A 15630-nucleotide genomic window follows, 5' to 3' on the forward strand; every position below is an offset into this window, starting at 1 on the left:
CCGGAAACCCACACCGACGCCCCAGACCCGACTCGCTACACCTCCTGACCTGCAGCAAGCAGTGCAGCGACAAGATCGCGCACCTCACCAGGGATCCAGTAATGCTGCGTCCGTGAGGACGTTTCGCCGAGGCCGGTATCGAGGTCACCCGCTCGTACGATCGCGCCGAACTCGAGCAGATGGTCGATTCCCTGGCCGTCGACCAGCTGCCGACAGGTATGACCGTCGCCGACGCCATCGAGGCGCTCGACGGGGCCTTCGCCAGCGCCTTCATCCGCGCCACCAAACCGGCGAGGTGAGTGGGTACGTCCCCGGCCGAGACGGCGACGTGCCTCGCGGAGCGCCGTCGGCAGGGCGGGGAGGTGACGTGGTGTCAGGCTTAGTCAGAGCCCAGCCGGGGGAAGGGCGTGGTCGAGAAGACCACCTCGACCGGCACCTCGAAATAGGCGGCGATCCGTAGAGCAAGGTGCAGCGACGGGGAATACTCTCCGCGCTCCAGATAGCCAACGGTCTGATAGTGCACGCCCAACGCGGTGGCAAGATCCCGTCGGGACACTCTGCGCTCGGCCCGCAGCATCGCTATCCGGTTGTGAACCCGTTCCTCGGCCACGATCAGTACCCCTGCGACATGACGCGGTCACGAGCAGCTGCCACGCGTGACCCGGACTGCCGACGGGTCAATCGCCGCAGCGCCATCGGGGCCAATATGAACCCGATCACGGTCCAGCTCGCCAGGACCAGAACTGTCAGCCCCAGGTTCCACGAGCCGCCCACTTCGAGAGCTACGGCCTCCGGGGGAAGCATCGCCGAGCGGTAGCCGAGCCCGATCCAGTACGTCGGCAGCACTTGCCCGAGGTATTGCAGCCACGTGGGCAGTGCAGCGATGGGATAGAAGATGCCGCTGATCACCAAGTTGGCGTAGACCGCCATGAGGGCGATCCCTAGTAGGGACACGTCTTTGATCCAGGCGCCCAGGACAGCGCCCCAGGACACGCACGAGCTCAGAGCCAACAGGCTCACCCAGGTGATCGTCCACCATGCTCCGGCAGACGTGGGAGCGATCGAGGGGACGAGCAGCGAAGCGAGGACCAGGGTCAACATCATCGGCACCAATGTGGTGCCGATGGTGATCAACAAGGTGCCCAACAGGTGACTGGGCATTCCGCCGGGGACCGCCTTGGCCCGCAGCAGGGTGCCGTCCTCCTGCTCATTCATCAAGACGCAGGCGGGTGTCACCAGCGCACCGAAGATCATGCTCATGGCCAGCAGACCAGAAATCCCCATCTGGGTCACGCTGACGGCGCTGCCCCTCACCTCGATGTCGCGCAGGAACCACAGCACCAGCAAGCCGGTGATGGGGATGTACAGCCAGGTCATGACCTGCCGGGAGCAGAACTGAATGCGCAGCTCGACGCCTGCGTGCCGGAAAGCACCCCGTACGATCGCGCCGCGGACCGTACCGCCAGGCACCTGCATCGACGGGGTAGGGGCGTATCCACCGGGAGTGGCGCTGTTCACGGTATTCATCGGGCAGCCTTCTCGATCGTGACGTCCTTGGTTCCGAACGCGGGTGCGAGGCGTGGCCCGAGTCTGCCTGTCACGTCCTCGACCTCTTCCTTCCTGCCGTATTCGGCGACGAGGCTGAGGTAGGCGTCTTCCAGCGTGGCGCGGCGTACTTCCAGATCGGTCACCGGCCCCTCCGCCAGCACCTGGGAGAGGTACGCGCAGGAATGTACGGTGGTCTCCCCGTCCCGGGACCAGCGCACCTCGGCCATCTCCGAGGCCTGCCGACGCAACGCATCGGGGCTGCCCTCGGCCACGATCCGGCCGCCGAGGAGCACCAGGATGCGATCGGCAAGTTTCTCGGCCTCGTCCAGATCATGGGTGGTGAGCAGGACCGTCACGTCCGTGTCGGAGAGTTCGTGGATCAGGTCGTGGAAGTCGCGCCGTGCCTGGGGGTCGAATCCGGCGGTCGGCTCGTCCAGGAACAGGACCTCGGGCCGGCCGACCAGGCCCACCGCGACATCGAGGCGGCGTCGCTGCCCACCGGAGAGGTTCTGCACCTTGTGGAGCGCTTTGTCGGCCAAGCCCACCCGGGACAGCAGGTCGTCGACATCCCACGGCCGGGGACATCCAGTCGTGGAGTAGGGCCGGAAGTGTTCACCGAGATGGGCCACGAGTTCACGTACCCGCCACCTCGGGTGATCACGCCAGGACTGCAACACCATGCCGATCCGTGCCCGCCAGGCGTCATCGGCGTGTGCCGGCTCCTGGCCGAGCACCCGGACATGACCGCCGGACGGGACCCGGAAGCCCTCGAGGATCTCGATGGTGGTGGTCTTCCCAGCGCCATTGGGGCCGAGCAGCGCCACCACCTCACCCCGCCGGAGCTGGAGGTCGGTGCCGCGCAACACCTCCAGCGCGCCGTACGACATCCGCAGCTCCCGGACATCGACCACGGCGTCGACGCGACCTACAGCAGCAGTGTCATCAGCTGTCTTACCCATAGGAGAGAATGTAGCAGTCCTACTACACAATATCGACGGTGTTGTACTACGGACTCCGGGGTGTCAGTCCGCCGTCGAGGCCGGGCGCTAGCCCGAGTGGGCGCTGTCCGGTCCTTACGCCAGCCGGCCGTTGCGGCGCGGTTTCGCCTGCTCTGCCTGGGGTACGGCGAGACGCATGGCCTCCTCTAGGGTGGTGGCTCCGGTGGCCTCCATCATCAGGCGTTGGACCAGTTCATGGGTCGTCCCTCCCGGTGATCATCGGGATGGTGCCGACGCTGCTCATCGGGCAATACACGTTCTCGTCCAACTTTCCCCTCAGGCTCTCCGTCACGCATAAGCGTGGTGGTGATGCTCGTCGTCGCAGAGCTGGCCGAGCGACTCCTCCCGTCGGCCGACAGGACGCCGGGGCTGGAAGTGCGCCGATCACGTCGTTTCGTGGCGGTAACGCAGCAGCGTGGTGGTGAGGGTGAGCACCGGCGCAGGAAGAACTTCGAAGTCCCTGGCGACCAGCAGCGCGCGGCGTTGCGCCCAGGACTCGGCCAGGGGCGTGACCGCCGCAGCAGACAGGTCGAGACGCCGAGCGGTGGCAGCGGGCACGATCGCTAGGCCTGCCCCGGTGCTGGCGACCGCACATACGGCGGACAGGGAGGGGAGCCTGACGCGGTAGGTGGGTGCAGTACCGATCCGGAATGCCTCCTCCTCCACCAAAGTCTGCAGCGGGTTCCCCTCGGGCAGACCGACCATCGGCTGTGCCAGGACCTCGTTCAGGGTCATGGACCCGGGCTGTTCCTCCTCCTCGGAAGTCGCTCGCGGGCCGCCCACCACGACGAGCGGGTCGTCCCACAGGTCCTTGGCGGACAGGCCCATGTGCTCGCTGGCATCCGAAACGACAGCGAGGTCCGCGGACCCGGCGGTGACGTGTTCGAGCGCGTGGATGCTGCGGGACTCGGTGAGGACGACCTCCGTGTCGGGGGAGGCTGCCAGCACGGCGGCAAGAACCTCGGTCAGGGCATCGAGCCCTGAGCTGTTCACCTCCAGCCGTACGACGTGGCTCAGTCCGCGCTGACGGGCCAACATGTCGCGTTCCAGGTCGTGCTCGGCGTCCAGCAGCCGCCGCGCGCTCACGAGAAGGGCCTCGCCGTCAGGCGTCGGCGTGACGCCCCGCCGACCCCGCTGCAGCAATGCCACGCCGTAGTGACGCTCCAAGCCTGCGACCCGGGCGCTTGCGGTGGCGAGCGAGATGCCGACCGCGTCGGCGCCGGAGGTGATCGAGCCGCGCTCTGCGACCGCCACGAAGAGCGCAAAGTCACGTAGATCAGGCATACCGCCATTGTGCCTTCGGCCCGGCCGAAGCCAGCTGCCACATCAGCGGAAGGGTGCGTGCGTCCGTGGACGGCATGGTGGGCACGAGACCTTGAGCACTCGAACAGCACGGCTTCAACGCATCCGAAAGGCGCAGAAATCACATGGTCGACCTGCACACCTTGTGGCCGGCGGTAGGGTTCCTTGCCGGCTTCTGCGCCGGCGGGATCAACGTGGTCGTCGGCGCCGGCACTTTGGTGTCCTTCCCACTGCTCCTGGTGGCCGGTTTCCCACCGTTGACCGCGACCATCGCGAACACCGTCGGCATCGTGCCGGGCAGCGCCTCCGGCGTCGTCGTCTACCGAAACGAGCTCCGTACACGGCGCGCCACGGTGGCCCTGCTGCTGCCCGCCTCGTCGGCAGGAGGCGTCGTCGGTGCGCTGCTCCTTCTCGGGTTCCCGTCCAGTGTCTTCACGGCGGTGGTTCCCTGGCTCGTGGGACTGGGCACGCTCCTGGTACTCCTGGGCCCGTCCATCCGGCGAGCCGTAGCCGCCCGCGACATGACCTCCGGAGCCGCCCCGACCCGGCAGAGCTCGACGACACCATTCGACGGCCCGGCTCCAGCGTTCTCGGGCTGCGCGACGACGGCCGCCGGCATCGTGGGCGCTTTCGTCCTGGGCATCTACGGCGGCTACTTCAGTGCCGCCCAGGGAATCCTCCTGATCGGATTCCTGGGCATCATTTCGCGCCTGGAGATGCAGGACCTCAACGCCATCAAGAACCTCACGGTGCTGGGCGTCAACGTGATCGCCGCCGCGGTGTTCGTCGTGGTCTCGCCCTCGCTCATCGACTGGCCCCTGGTGGCCTGCATCGCGGTGGGCGCGGCCTTCGGCGGTGGCATCGGCGGTCGGTTCGCCAAGCGGCTGTCGCCTGCCTTCCTGCGAGGGTTCGTCGTCATCGTCGGCGTCGGCACCAGCCTCTTCATGCTCGTGCGCTGACCTCCCGCCACATGCGCGACGCTGGACGCAAAGCTGTGATTCTCAGCGATCAGACGGGCGAGGCGCTGCGACACGCAGGCGCGACAGAGCCGATCATCAGCCGCTGTACCTGCTTGAAGGTCGCCCTTGGCGCCGTTGAACTCGTGGGCCTCGACGTCATAGCCAAGTTCAAACCCGTAGGCGGTGTCTATGGCCAGGTTTGCCTGCTGCAGCCCCGTGAGGACGAGTCGTTCGAGCGGTATCAGCGCAGTTGCTCGAACGACTCGTCGCCCGGGCGCCAGCACATCCACTCGCCTGGCTCGCCCAGGTCGGGGGCACCCCGCATCTGAAGCAGCGCGATCTCAGCGTGGACCTCGTCCAGGGCCGGGTTGATGTGGATCTCGCCGGTGTTCAACGTGATGCGAAGGCCGTCTCCGGAGTTCTCCGAGGTGGCTACGACGGTCCCACCACACAGGCGGCGCAGGATGTCGGCGTAGCCGATGTTGGAGACGTGCCAGGTTCGTTCGCCAAAGCTGATTTCTGGCCACATCTCGACGTTCATGTTCGCCTCGTCGAACTGCAGCTGCAGGTAGCTGTCCAGCACGAATGTCACGGCGACGAGGCGATCGCCGACTAGCCGGGACAGCAGCGCGACAAGAAGCACGGAGCCGCGCCTTCTCACTATCTTGTCTAGATCCTCAGTCGCGGGGTCTGCAAGACTTCCATGTTCCAGTGACATGTCCCGGGACGTCCTCTGCGGGATGTGGTGTAGCTGATCCTCGACGCTTGGCTTTTTTCCCTCGGCTTAGCCCCGGCCAGACACTGGCCCCATCAGTGCGGAACCCAGGGGCTGTCGATACGGCGTGAGATTCTTGAGCGCAGTAGCCGACCAGGGAGGACGTCGCGGTGGGCAAGGGCTCCGAGGAGCTGGCGACGGTGATCACCGGCCTGCTCGCCCCCATCGGGACCGGTGTCGGAACCGCCGTCTCGGACGAGTCCACCGAGCTCGCCAAGACACTAATCGAGGGGCTCGGCAGCGCCCCGCCGTTCTAGGCGAATCGGTACCAGGTTATGCCGCACGGGCTGTGGAGCTCCGCCTGCGCGAAATACGCACTCGCCTGACGAAGAATCGTACTGGTGCGACGCAATTCGCGATTCTCTTTCTCCAACTCCGCGATGCGTGCAGCCTCGCTGTTGGCGGTCCCGGGCAGCTCGCTCTCATCGATGTGTTCACGCTTAACCCAGTTCCGCAGCGTGTCGCCGTTGATACCCAACTGCTCACCAGTCAGCCGACAGGCCCGCGACACTGCCAGGCCGGGCTCAGCAGCGACCCGGTCACGAACTAACCGGACCACGCGCTCACGTAGCTCATCGGGATACTCTTCGGTGCAGGCATGACTTCATCCTCTCGGGGAGATCAAGCCCGCCACCCTTCCCAGGGCAATCCACCCCTCGGCGCGTCGCGCCCACCTCACACTCAACTGCGAAGAGCCCCATTGCTTCGACGCCGCCGAGCAGGTCGATCACGTTCTAGTACCTCGATCGACCGGGATCTGCGGGTCGCCCAGTCCCTTCCAGAAGGATGAGTCGCGGTTATGCTGTTTGACCAGCACCGACAGGACTGGATCTGTAGTTTTACTGCGCACAAGAATGTCATCGAGAGATGCGATGACATCGAGGATGGACCTGGGGCCGAACTGGCCGGCCACTTTCTTCGCCTTTACCCGGACGTTGTTCGGCGTGGGACCGGCGTCGATGACCGAGTGGTGCCAGAGCCGACTGTGGTGAGCACATCGGTTGCGGAGATAGACCAGCGCCCGTACCCGGTACGGGAAGCCTCCCTTGGCCACACCGATGCTGTTGGCGACCGCGTCTGCCAGCTCACCCTGTGCGCCACGTTCGATGCACTTCGACAGGGTGCCGAACGACCAGGCCTCGACAGCCGACCAGATCGGCAGCTGTGCGAAGCATGGGGAGCTGATGCCGTCGGCTCGATAGCGAAGGATGTGGCGCTCCTTGCTCCGTTTCAGGTCGCGGAAGCATGCCTTGACCGTCGGCTCGGCGTCGCCGACATCGGTGTAGAAGTCGTCCTCGAGGTATCGACCGCAGGGTCCGTAGGTCCGGCCGATGACGTAGGCCGTATGCGTCCGCAGCAGCAATTCCGCGCACGTCAGAGGCCTGGCAAGCATGGCCCGCAGAGCCTGGTCGGCCTCGTAGATCTCTCTGATCTCGTCGAAGGTGGTGCCGGGCCGGAAGGTGTCATCTCCGCGGTGCGGGGCGACCTGGAAGTACCGGGCGTAGCCGGAGAAGCGGTAGTAGTTGTTTGCGGCGAGGAAGTCGGTGCAGGCGTCCTTGTCGGACACGCTGAGTCCACGATCGAGCAGCAGGGTGACCTGCTGCTCCCAGGACAGGCTCGGCTTCATGAACTACCCCAGAACGAAAAGGCCCCTCCCATTTGAGCATCGCTGAGAGGCTTGGGAGGGGGTCGATTGGTTCCAATGTAGCCCATAAGGCGACGTCAAGCACATCGTTCTCCTGACCGATCTACAGGGGCCGACACCATCACGCCCGCGATCCTTCACCGGCTGGTCGCAGGTCGCCTCGCGACCGCAGCGCGACATGGTCGGTGCGACCGAGAGCCTGCACAGTTGGAACATGACGTTGCTCTTGCGCCCGCCAACGATTGCCGACGCCCAGGGACTCAGCAGCATTCTCATAAAGAACCGTGATTACTTCCGCACCGGCGAGCCTCTCCGTCCGGACGAGTTCTACACGATCGACCACCAGACGAAGGTCATCACCGATGCTCAAGCGGCACGGGATGCTGGCACTGGATTCATGTTCGTCATCGAGCAGGACGGCGTCATGGTCGGGCGCGCCAATCTGAACTCAGTCATCCGCGGCGCTTTCCAGTCAGCCAGCGTCGGGTATGTCGTCGACGAGGCCCACACTGGTCGTGGCATCGCCACCCATGCCTTGAGGCACATGATCGACGTGGCGTTCCATGAGATTGGTCTGCACCGTCTGCAAGCGGAGACCTTGATCGACAATCACGCCTCGCAACGAGTCCTGCACCGCTGCGGCTTCGAGCATTACGGGACCGCGCCGGAGTACTTGCGGATCGATGGTCGATGGCAGACCAACACCCTCTTCCAACTGATCAACCGCGACTGGCGCGAGTGACCACCCGCAACAGGCTGTCCGCGTCGACGTGCTCCGCGGACACGAAAGCGGAAAGCGGACAGGCCACCTCGAGGCGTCCGGCGTGCCTGAGCGTTCAGACGGTGGCGTTCCAGCTGGGCGTCGCTCGGCCGATCGACGCCAATGCGGGAGCGATCAGCCCGCGATCGACCAACACCTTGCAGCCGTCGCTGAGGACGCGCGCTGTGCCTTCATCGAGGGGCAGGGAGGCCCACGTGGACGCGGTGATCCCGAACTCGACGTAGAGCCCGCTGGGCAGCCGGACCCGGCGTTCGTTCATGGGTACCCACTGCTCGCTGCGAACGAGGCGCCCGTCGGGGCAGGCCGCGGCGATGAAGTCGAGCGATCGCAGGTGCGCTTGGGTCTCGTCGGTGAGAACAACGAGGTCGACGTCGCTGCCCATCCGCGGCCGTCCGTAGGCGTAGGAGCCGACCACGATGGCGGCCTGAACGTCGGGCTGTTGCTCAGCCCATGCGGCGAATTTCGCCACGATTCGGTTGACGAGCTGGCGTCGCGCCCTGAAGCGTGCAGACATGCGTACCCCCTGAATGTTCCGGCCAACCCACCCTAGGATCAGGCGTTGTCTTAGCGAAGCCCCAGCGTCGCCCGTTTGGCTGTGGCCTCTCAGTAACGAAGCTCGATCAAGCCCGCTAAGTTCTCCGGCGAGGTCACCGGCTCGGTCGTCGGCCAGGGGGGCTTCTCAGGGTGACCGCTCCACGTCATGTGCACCAGCGCGACTCGACCGTCAGCTGTCTGGACAATCACGTCATCCTGAGGGGTTGCGCGAGCGATCACACGAAGCTCGACGCCGTCGAGGGCGTGACCCGGGCCGATCTCACGCAACAGCTCGGCGTGGAGCATTGATGCTTCTCCGATTGCGGTGCGCAAGTCACGGAGAGGTTCGGTAAACACGTACGCGTCTGTCCAAACCTCGTGTGGCACGTGCAAGAGGGCGGCCAAACGCCGTGGGTCGGCACCATATTGCTGGACGGCGTTGTGGAGCTCAGCCAAGACGGCCCGCGGGGCGACTATGTCCCGCCATGTGTCTTCCACCTCCGATGGGGCCGGGCCGGGGCCGCGTCGACGTCGAGCAGGTCGAGTGTCGTGAGCGTCCGGACATGTCGAGTTGCGGACGTCATCACGACGAGGCTGCTCGCTGTCCGTCGCCCTGGGTGACCGGCCTGGACCGTTGACGGCCCCGCATTGGCGCAGGAGCGCAGACCGTCGCCGCCCTGCGGCCGTGGACGATGCCGGACAATCTGGGCCCCGTACCCTGCTCACGTGATGACGCCCCGAATCGTGGTCTTCGACATCGACGGCACCCTCATGGACCACGCGGAGTCCGCCCGTGCCGGCCTCCAGCGGTGGGTGACAAGCCTGGGCCACACGATGAACCACGACATCGCCCAGGCCTGGACCGCGGCCGAGCGGCGCCACTTCACCGACTGGCGCGATGGGCGAATCACATTCGCCGAGCAGCGGCGCCGCAGACTGCGTGACATCCTGCCCTTGCTCGGCGAGCCGGTGGAGACCGACAACGACCTCGACGAGGCTTTCGAGGGCTACCTGCAGGCATACGAGGCGGCCTGGCAGCCCTACCCCGACGTGGCCCGGTCGCTGGCCTCGCTGCAGGGCAAAAGCTTCCGGCTGGCCGTCCTCAGCAACGGCAACGACGCGCAGCAACGGAAGAAGCTATCCGTCATCGGGGTGGCCGATGCTTTTCCCGACGTGCTCACCGCCGAGTCCCTCGGGGTTGCCAAGCCACGTCCGGCAGCCTATGAGCGGGCCGCCGCGGCGTTGACTATCCCGCCGGCGCAGTGTCTCTACGTCGGCGACGACTATGACCTGGACGTCCTCGCAGCCCGCGCAGCAGGATGGCAGGCCATCCACCTCGACCGAACCGGTCAGCATCGCGAGGAGGGCGCCATCACCTCCCTCAACCAGCTCGTACACCGTCTCCCCTGACAGCACGGACATCCGGGATTGCCGCGAGCACCGGACATGTCGATGCGAGGACGTTGTGAAGCGCAACCTCGGCGGGAAACTCCGGTGCGGCGGCGCTGTGGCCGCATCATCATTGGCGCCATGGACCTTCCCCTGACTATGCCCGATCCGAGCCCCCGCTATGGAGAGATCCGTCTTCGTGCGCTGCGGGACGGCGACGTCGCCATGCTGGAGGACCTGGCTACCGACTCGTACATCCCCACCGTCACCTCGTTGCCAGCCAACGCTGATCCAGACGCCGCGCGTCCTTCACGTCCACCACCAGGGGCCGCCGCCCGCTGCGAGAGAGCAGCAGGTCAGGTACGTGCCTGCGGCGGGTGTCGCCGTCCAGACCGGTCAATGCCATCGGCTGGGCGGCGATCCAGGTCACCTCGGGGCCAGCATCCGCCAGCAGCAACCGATCGAGCTCGAGCCAACTCTCGTACGGGACGTGACCCCGAGTGGTCGCTGACCAGAACAGGCCGGGCCGGTTGCGTTGCCCTGGGTAGGACGAGATCTTGCGGACTGGGAGTGCCCGCTCCACGCCTCCCAGATCGACCTCGTTGATCGGACCCTCCACGTGCTCGCCGGAACTCCTCACGAACGCGACGCGCGTCTCCGCTACGGCTGTTCCAACCATGCTCGAAGCTTGGCCCTGCGACATGTCCAGTGAGACTGCGACATCTCCAATGAGATCCGACACCTGCAACGTCGTGAGTGACCTAGATCACGTCACCCGCCGGAACAGGTCGACTCCCCTACAAGTTGAGCCATATGAACTCAACTTCGATGAGCCTCGGGTTGACAGCTCCCCGTCCGGCGCGGAGATTGAGTCATGACGTATCAAGTCCGGCCCAGCCGGGCGTGATGCCTCCCGTTCGGGTACGACTCCCCGGCGAGACCGGTGGAGAAGAGCCCCGCGCGAGTGGCGTCCCGCCCAGCGGCCCGACCTCTAGACCAAGGAGAAAGGGAACCCACCATGGCCCGTGCAGTAGGCATCGACCTCGGAACCACCAACTCGGCCGTCTCCGTCCTCGAGGGCAACGAGCCGACCATCATCGCCAACGCCGAAGGCGGCCGCACCACGCCGTCCGTCGTCGCGTTCAGCAAGAACGGCGAGGTGCTCGTCGGCGAGATCGCCAAGCGCCAGGCCGTCACCAACGTCGACCGCACCATCCGCTCGGTCAAGCGCCACATGGGCACCGACTGGAACCAGGAGATCGACGGCAAGAAGTACACGGCGCAGGAGATCAGCGCCCGCACCCTGATGAAGCTCAAGCGCGACGCCGAGTCCTACCTTGGCGAGCCCGTCACCGACGCCGTCATCACCGTCCCCGCCTACTTCGACGACGCCGAACGCCAGGCCACCAAGGAAGCCGGAGAGATCGCCGGCCTCAATGTCCTGCGCATCGTCAACGAGCCCACCGCGGCCGCCCTGGCCTACGGCCTCGACAAGGGCAAGGAAGACGAACTCATCCTCGTCTTCGACCTCGGCGGCGGCACCTTCGACGTCTCCCTCCTCGAAGTCGGCAAGGACCCCGAGGACGGCTTCTCCACCATCCAGGTCCGCGCCACCCACGGCGACAACAAACTCGGCGGCGACGACTGGGACGAGCGCATCGTCCAGCACCTGCTGACCACGGTGAAGAACCAGACCGGCGTCGACCTGGCCAACGACAAGATCGCCATGCAGCGACTGCGCGACGCCGCCGAGCAGGCCAAGAAAGAACTGTCCTCCTCGACGTCCACCAACATCTCCCTGCAGTACCTCTCCATGTCGGAGAACGGCCCGATCCACCTGGACGAGAACCTCTCCCGGGTCCAGTTCGAGCAGATGACCTCCGACCTCCTCGACCGCTGCAAGACCCCCTTCGAGCAGGTCATCAAGGACGCAGGCGTCTCCGTGGGCGAGATCGACCACGTCGTCCTCGTCGGCGGTTCCACCCGCATGCCGGCCGTCACCGAAGTGGTCAAGAAGCTCACCGGCGGCAAGGAGCCCAACAAGGGCGTCAACCCCGACGAGGTCGTCGCCGTCGGCGCCTCCCTCCAGGCCGGCGTCCTCAAGGGCGAGCGCAAGGACGTCCTGCTCATCGACGTCACCCCGCTCTCCCTGGGCATCGAGACCAAGGGCGGCCTGATGACCAAGCTCATCGAACGCAACACCGCCATCCCCACCAAGCGTTCCGAGGTCTTCACCACCGCCGAGGACAACCAGCCCTCCGTGCTCATCCAGGTCTTCCAGGGCGAGCGTGAACTGGCCTCCGCGAACAAGGCGCTGGGCACCTTCGAACTCACAGGGATCGCCCCCGCCCCGCGCGGCATCCCGCAGATCGAGGTCACCTTCGACATCGACCCGAACGGCATCGTGCACGTCTCGGCGAAGGACCGCGGCACCGGCAAGGAACAGTCCATGACCATCTCCGGCGGTTCCGCACTGCCCAAGGAGGAGATCGAGCGCATGGTCAAGGAAGCCGAGCAGCACGCCGAGGAGGACAAGAAGCGCCGCGAACAGGCCGAAGCCCGCAACACCGCGGAACAGCTCGTCTACTCCACGGACAAATTCCTCGCCGACTCCGGCGACAAGGTCCCGGCCGACACGAAGAAGCCGGTCGAGGAAGCCCTCGCCGACCTCAAGGCCGCCCTGGCCAAGACGGGCGACGAAGCCGTCAGCAGCGAGGAACTCAACGCCAAGGTGACCAAACTGAACGAGGTCTCCCAGAAGATGGGCTCGGCGATCTACGCCGCTGCCCAGGCCGAAGGTGAGCAGAAGCCCGCCGGACCGGGTGCCGCCGGTGCGGCAGGCGCGGCCGGAGCCGCCGGTGCCGCCGCCGGTTTCGCCGCCGGATCTGCCGGTAAGGACGACGTCATCGACGCCGAGGTCGTCGACGAGGGCGACACCAAGAAGTGACCCCGCGACGTCCGGCCGTCCCCACCCGACAGGGACGGCCGGACGTCCACAGGTGAGCACGACAGGGACGGCGTGACTGCCCTCACCGTCCCTGCAGGAACCCGGCTGAGCTTTGTTCTTCCCCGGTGGGGTCGTCAGGCCGAGGACGGCCCCACCGGGCACACTTGAGGCATACGGCGAGGAGACACCATGACCGACAAGGACACCAGGCCCACCGACGGCAGCGATGCCTTCGAGAGCGCCGGCGGGGATCCGACACAGGGGCGGGTCGGCGACAGCTGGCCAGGCCAGGGACCGAGTGCGGCCCAACAGGCCGCTGCGCGAGGAATGTACGAAGACATGCAGGCCAGCACCGGGGGCGACTCCAGGACGACGGTCGACGCCGAACCGGTCGTGGACGCCGACGAACCGCTGCCGGTCGAGGACGAGATCGAGGCCGTCGACGGGGAGAACCCGGACGAGGGCGCCCCCTCCGAGGACGAGCCCCAGCTCGACGAACCGGCAGGGATCAGCGCACCCGAGGCGATGTCACCGGACGCGCAGCTCGCCGCCGAACGCCTCAACGACCTGCAGCGCCTCCAAGCCGAATACGTGAACTACAAACGGCGGGTCGACCGAGACCGGGCCCTGGAGTCCGAACGGGCTGTCGCCGGGATGGTCGAATCCCTGCTCCCCGTCCTCGACGAGATCCACCTGGCCCGCCAGCACGGCGAACTCGAGGTCGGACCGTTCGCGAAGATCGCCGAGAAACTCGAAGGCATCCTCGCCCGCTACGGGGTGTCCCGCTACGGGGAGATGTACGACCGCTTCGACCCGAATGTGCACGAAGCCGTCATGCACATGCAGGCAGAACTGCCCGAAGGAACTCTCGACACCACCGTCGTCCAGGTCATGCAGCCCGGATACCGGATCGGCGACCGGGTGGTCCGGCCGGCGCTGGTCGCCGTCGCCGACCCCATGTGATCGTCGGGGCCTGCACCCCCACCCGCCCGTCCACCCGTCGACCCTGAGTTCAGCGAAGGAGGCGATATGGCCAGCCAGGACTGGTTCGAGAAAGACTTCTACTCGATCCTCGGGGTCTCCGCCGATGCCGACGCCGCCGAGATCAAGAAGCGTTACCGCAAACTCGCCCGTGATCTGCACCCGGACGCCAACCCGGGGGACACCACCGCCGAGCAGCGCTTCAAGGAGATCGGCGAGGCCTACGCCGTGCTCTCCGACGCCGAGCAGCGCAAACAGTACGACGCGGTCCGGGCGATGAGCCGCGGCGGCGCCCGGTTCACCGCAGGATCGACCGGCGGACCAGGAAATGGCACCGGCGGTTTCGAAGACGTCTTCAGCCAGTTCTTCGGCGGCGGTGGGCAACAAGGCCAACAGGGCAGATTCACCCGCGGGCCCGGGGGCTTCGGCGGCACGACCTCGCACGACGCCCCCGACCTGGAGGACCTGCTCTCGATGTTCGGCGCAGCCGGTGGACACGGCTTCCCCGGCGGCAGTCCCGGCGGTGCCGGTGGTTTCGCCGGCGCAGGCACCCGCCGTAACGCCCGAAAGGGGCGGGACGTGCACGCCACGGCCACCTTGACCTTCCGGCAGGCCGTCGCCGGCGACACCGTGATCGTCAACGGCGTCGGCGGACGTTCGATCACCGCGCGGATCCCGGCCGGGGTCCACGACGGAGCGACCATCCGGCTGCGAGGCAAGGGCGAACCGCCGATGGGGGTCTCCGTCGAACCCGGCGACCTGCTGCTGAAGATCACCGTGAAGGAACACGACGTCTTCACCAGGGACGGCGACAACCTGCTCGTCGACCTCCCGGTGACCTTCGCCGAGGCCGCACTGGGAGCCACCGTCCCGGTGCCGACCCTCGACAGCGGAACGGTGAAGGTCCGCATCACCCCGGGGACGCCCTCCGGCCGGGTGCTGCGGGTCAAGGGCCGAGGAGTCCACCGCAAGGACGGGACATCCGGTGACCTCCTGGCGAAGATCCAGGTCATCGTCCCGCAACGGCTCAGCGACGAGGCCCGCGAAGCGGTCGAGACCCTCCAACGGATCGACGCCGGATACGACCCGCGGGAAGAACTGACCCGCAAGTCCCGGGCGGACTGAGGCGACAGACATGAACGGTCGGCGTCGCCCCGGTCCTTCCGGTCTCACCGAAGGAGCCGCACCCGGCGGCCCGTCGGCCGTCGGAGCTGCCCTGCCCCGCTACCAACCCGACGAACACTCCCCGGTCTTCGTCATCTCCGTGGCGGCCCAACTGGCCGGGATGCACGCCCAAACCCTGCGGCAGTACGACCGACTGGGCATCGTCATCCCCCGACGCACCCGAGGCGGCGGACGCCGCTACAGCCAGTACGACATCGCCAAACTCCGCGAAGTGCAACGGCTCTCCCAGGAAGAAGGGGTGAGCTTGGCCGGCGTACGCCACATCATGGCGATGGCCGACGAGATCGACCGGCTACGCCGTCACGTCGAGGAACTCACCGGGCAACTCGAACAGGCCCGACGGACGACCAACGGTCCGCGGGTGTTCGCCGCCGGACGTCATGGCGACGTGGTGGCGGTCAGACCCGGCCAGCGTCCTCGCGCCTCCGACTCGCGGGCCCTGGTGGTCTGGCGGCCCCCGGTGAGGTGACCGAGCGCCTCACGGAGCTGCGCCCGCCCTGATATCCCCGGCAGACGGATCCTCCTTTCGGCTCAGTTCTCCTGGCGGAGAGCCGACTCGAAGAGAAGCACCCGTTTGTCCCATCTG

The 15630-nt window shown here is 66.6% G+C and carries 17 protein-coding genes and 1 pseudogene; 8 read left to right on the plus strand and 10 right to left on the minus strand.

Annotated features, from left to right (window positions below):
• Positions 1-379: 379 nt before the first annotated feature.
• From AUCHE_RS12400 to AUCHE_RS12415, 4 genes are all read right to left on the minus strand, one after another.
• Positions 380-610 carry a helix-turn-helix transcriptional regulator gene (locus tag AUCHE_RS12400; protein ID WP_006503666.1) on the minus strand — a complete coding sequence of 77 codons (231 nt, stop codon included), beginning with the start codon at positions 608-610 and terminating at the stop codon, positions 380-382.
• Between the two features lie 2 nt (positions 611-612).
• Positions 613-1527 (minus strand): ABC transporter permease, encoded by a 915-nt coding sequence (locus AUCHE_RS12405; RefSeq protein ID WP_006503667.1) that lies wholly within the window; start codon positions 1525-1527, stop codon positions 613-615.
• On the minus strand, positions 1524-2507 hold the full coding sequence (locus AUCHE_RS12410) for an ABC transporter ATP-binding protein (protein ID WP_052024915.1): 984 nt from the start codon (positions 2505-2507) through the stop codon (positions 1524-1526). The genes AUCHE_RS12405 and AUCHE_RS12410 overlap by 4 nt, the downstream gene beginning before the upstream one ends.
• A gap of 423 nt (positions 2508-2930) precedes the next feature.
• Positions 2931-3830, minus strand: a complete 900-nt coding sequence (locus tag AUCHE_RS12415) for a LysR family transcriptional regulator (protein WP_006503669.1) — start codon at positions 3828-3830, stop codon at positions 2931-2933.
• Positions 3831-3973: 143 nt separating this feature from the next.
• Between AUCHE_RS12415 and AUCHE_RS12420 the strand changes: the two genes are divergently transcribed.
• Complete coding sequence (locus AUCHE_RS12420; protein ID WP_006503670.1) at positions 3974-4807, plus strand: sulfite exporter TauE/SafE family protein; 834 nt, start codon at positions 3974-3976, stop codon at positions 4805-4807.
• 241 nt (positions 4808-5048) lie between these two features.
• Here the strand turns inward: AUCHE_RS12420 and AUCHE_RS12425 are convergent, their stop codons facing one another.
• Positions 5049-5450 (minus strand): hypothetical protein, encoded by a 402-nt coding sequence (locus AUCHE_RS12425; RefSeq protein ID WP_040322460.1) that lies wholly within the window; start codon positions 5448-5450, stop codon positions 5049-5051.
• 242 nt (positions 5451-5692) lie between these two features.
• Between AUCHE_RS12425 and AUCHE_RS16760 the strand changes: the two genes are divergently transcribed.
• Positions 5693-5839: a hypothetical protein gene (locus AUCHE_RS16760; RefSeq protein ID WP_155889069.1), complete on the plus strand. Its 147-nt coding sequence runs from the start codon at positions 5693-5695 to the stop codon at positions 5837-5839.
• Here AUCHE_RS16760 and AUCHE_RS17920 read toward each other — a convergent pair.
• Together AUCHE_RS17920 and AUCHE_RS12435 are read right to left on the minus strand one after the other, a co-directional pair.
• A pseudogene (locus AUCHE_RS17920) lies at positions 5836-6153 on the minus strand (transposase); the annotation flags it as partial. The gene AUCHE_RS16760 and the pseudogene AUCHE_RS17920 overlap by 4 nt on opposite strands.
• Positions 6154-6309: 156 nt before the next feature.
• Positions 6310-7209 carry an Abi family protein gene (locus tag AUCHE_RS12435; protein WP_006503673.1) on the minus strand — a complete coding sequence of 300 codons (900 nt, stop codon included), beginning with the start codon at positions 7207-7209 and terminating at the stop codon, positions 6310-6312.
• Between the two features lie 232 nt (positions 7210-7441).
• Between AUCHE_RS12435 and AUCHE_RS12440 the strand changes: the two genes are divergently transcribed.
• Complete coding sequence (locus tag AUCHE_RS12440; protein WP_040322462.1) at positions 7442-7969, plus strand: GNAT family N-acetyltransferase; 528 nt, start codon at positions 7442-7444, stop codon at positions 7967-7969.
• Between the two features lie 94 nt (positions 7970-8063).
• Here the strand turns inward: AUCHE_RS12440 and AUCHE_RS12445 are convergent, their stop codons facing one another.
• Together AUCHE_RS12445 and AUCHE_RS16765 are read right to left on the minus strand one after the other, a co-directional pair.
• Entirely contained in the window at positions 8064-8522 is a 459-nt protein-coding gene (locus AUCHE_RS12445) for a nucleotidyltransferase domain-containing protein (RefSeq protein ID WP_006503675.1), read from the minus strand.
• 89 nt (positions 8523-8611) lie between these two features.
• The gene (locus AUCHE_RS16765) at positions 8612-8848 is read right to left on the minus strand and encodes a hypothetical protein (RefSeq protein WP_245706770.1); all 237 of its coding nucleotides are present in this window, start codon (positions 8846-8848) and stop codon (positions 8612-8614) included.
• 423 nt (positions 8849-9271) lie between these two features.
• On the opposite strand from AUCHE_RS16765, the gene AUCHE_RS12455 reads away from it, so the two are divergent.
• Positions 9272-9952 (plus strand): HAD family hydrolase, encoded by a 681-nt coding sequence (locus tag AUCHE_RS12455; protein WP_040322377.1) that lies wholly within the window; start codon positions 9272-9274, stop codon positions 9950-9952.
• 244 nt (positions 9953-10196) lie between these two features.
• Here AUCHE_RS12455 and AUCHE_RS12460 read toward each other — a convergent pair whose 3' ends face one another.
• Positions 10197-10550 (minus strand): TnsA-like heteromeric transposase endonuclease subunit, encoded by a 354-nt coding sequence (locus AUCHE_RS12460; protein WP_006503678.1) that lies wholly within the window; start codon positions 10548-10550, stop codon positions 10197-10199.
• A gap of 399 nt (positions 10551-10949) precedes the next feature.
• On the opposite strand from AUCHE_RS12460, the gene dnaK reads away from it, so the two are divergent.
• The 4 genes from dnaK to AUCHE_RS12480 all read left to right on the plus strand — a co-directional run bounded on the left by dnaK (position 10950) and on the right by AUCHE_RS12480 (position 15513).
• Positions 10950-12878, plus strand: a complete 1929-nt coding sequence (gene dnaK, locus AUCHE_RS12465; RefSeq protein ID WP_006503679.1) for a molecular chaperone DnaK — start codon at positions 10950-10952, stop codon at positions 12876-12878.
• Between the two features lie 189 nt (positions 12879-13067).
• A complete protein-coding gene (locus AUCHE_RS12470) occupies positions 13068-13841 on the plus strand; it encodes a nucleotide exchange factor GrpE (protein ID WP_006503680.1) in 774 nt (257 codons plus the stop codon).
• Between the two features lie 66 nt (positions 13842-13907).
• Entirely contained in the window at positions 13908-14984 is a 1077-nt protein-coding gene (locus tag AUCHE_RS12475) for a DnaJ C-terminal domain-containing protein (RefSeq protein ID WP_006503681.1), read from the plus strand.
• Between the two features lie 10 nt (positions 14985-14994).
• A complete protein-coding gene (locus AUCHE_RS12480) occupies positions 14995-15513 on the plus strand; it encodes a heat shock protein transcriptional repressor HspR (RefSeq protein WP_006503682.1) in 519 nt (172 codons plus the stop codon).
• The last annotated feature ends 117 nt before the right edge of the window (positions 15514-15630 follow it).

Source organism: Austwickia chelonae NBRC 105200 (assembly GCF_000298175.1).
Lineage (GTDB): Bacteria > Actinomycetota > Actinomycetes > Actinomycetales > Dermatophilaceae > Austwickia > Austwickia chelonae.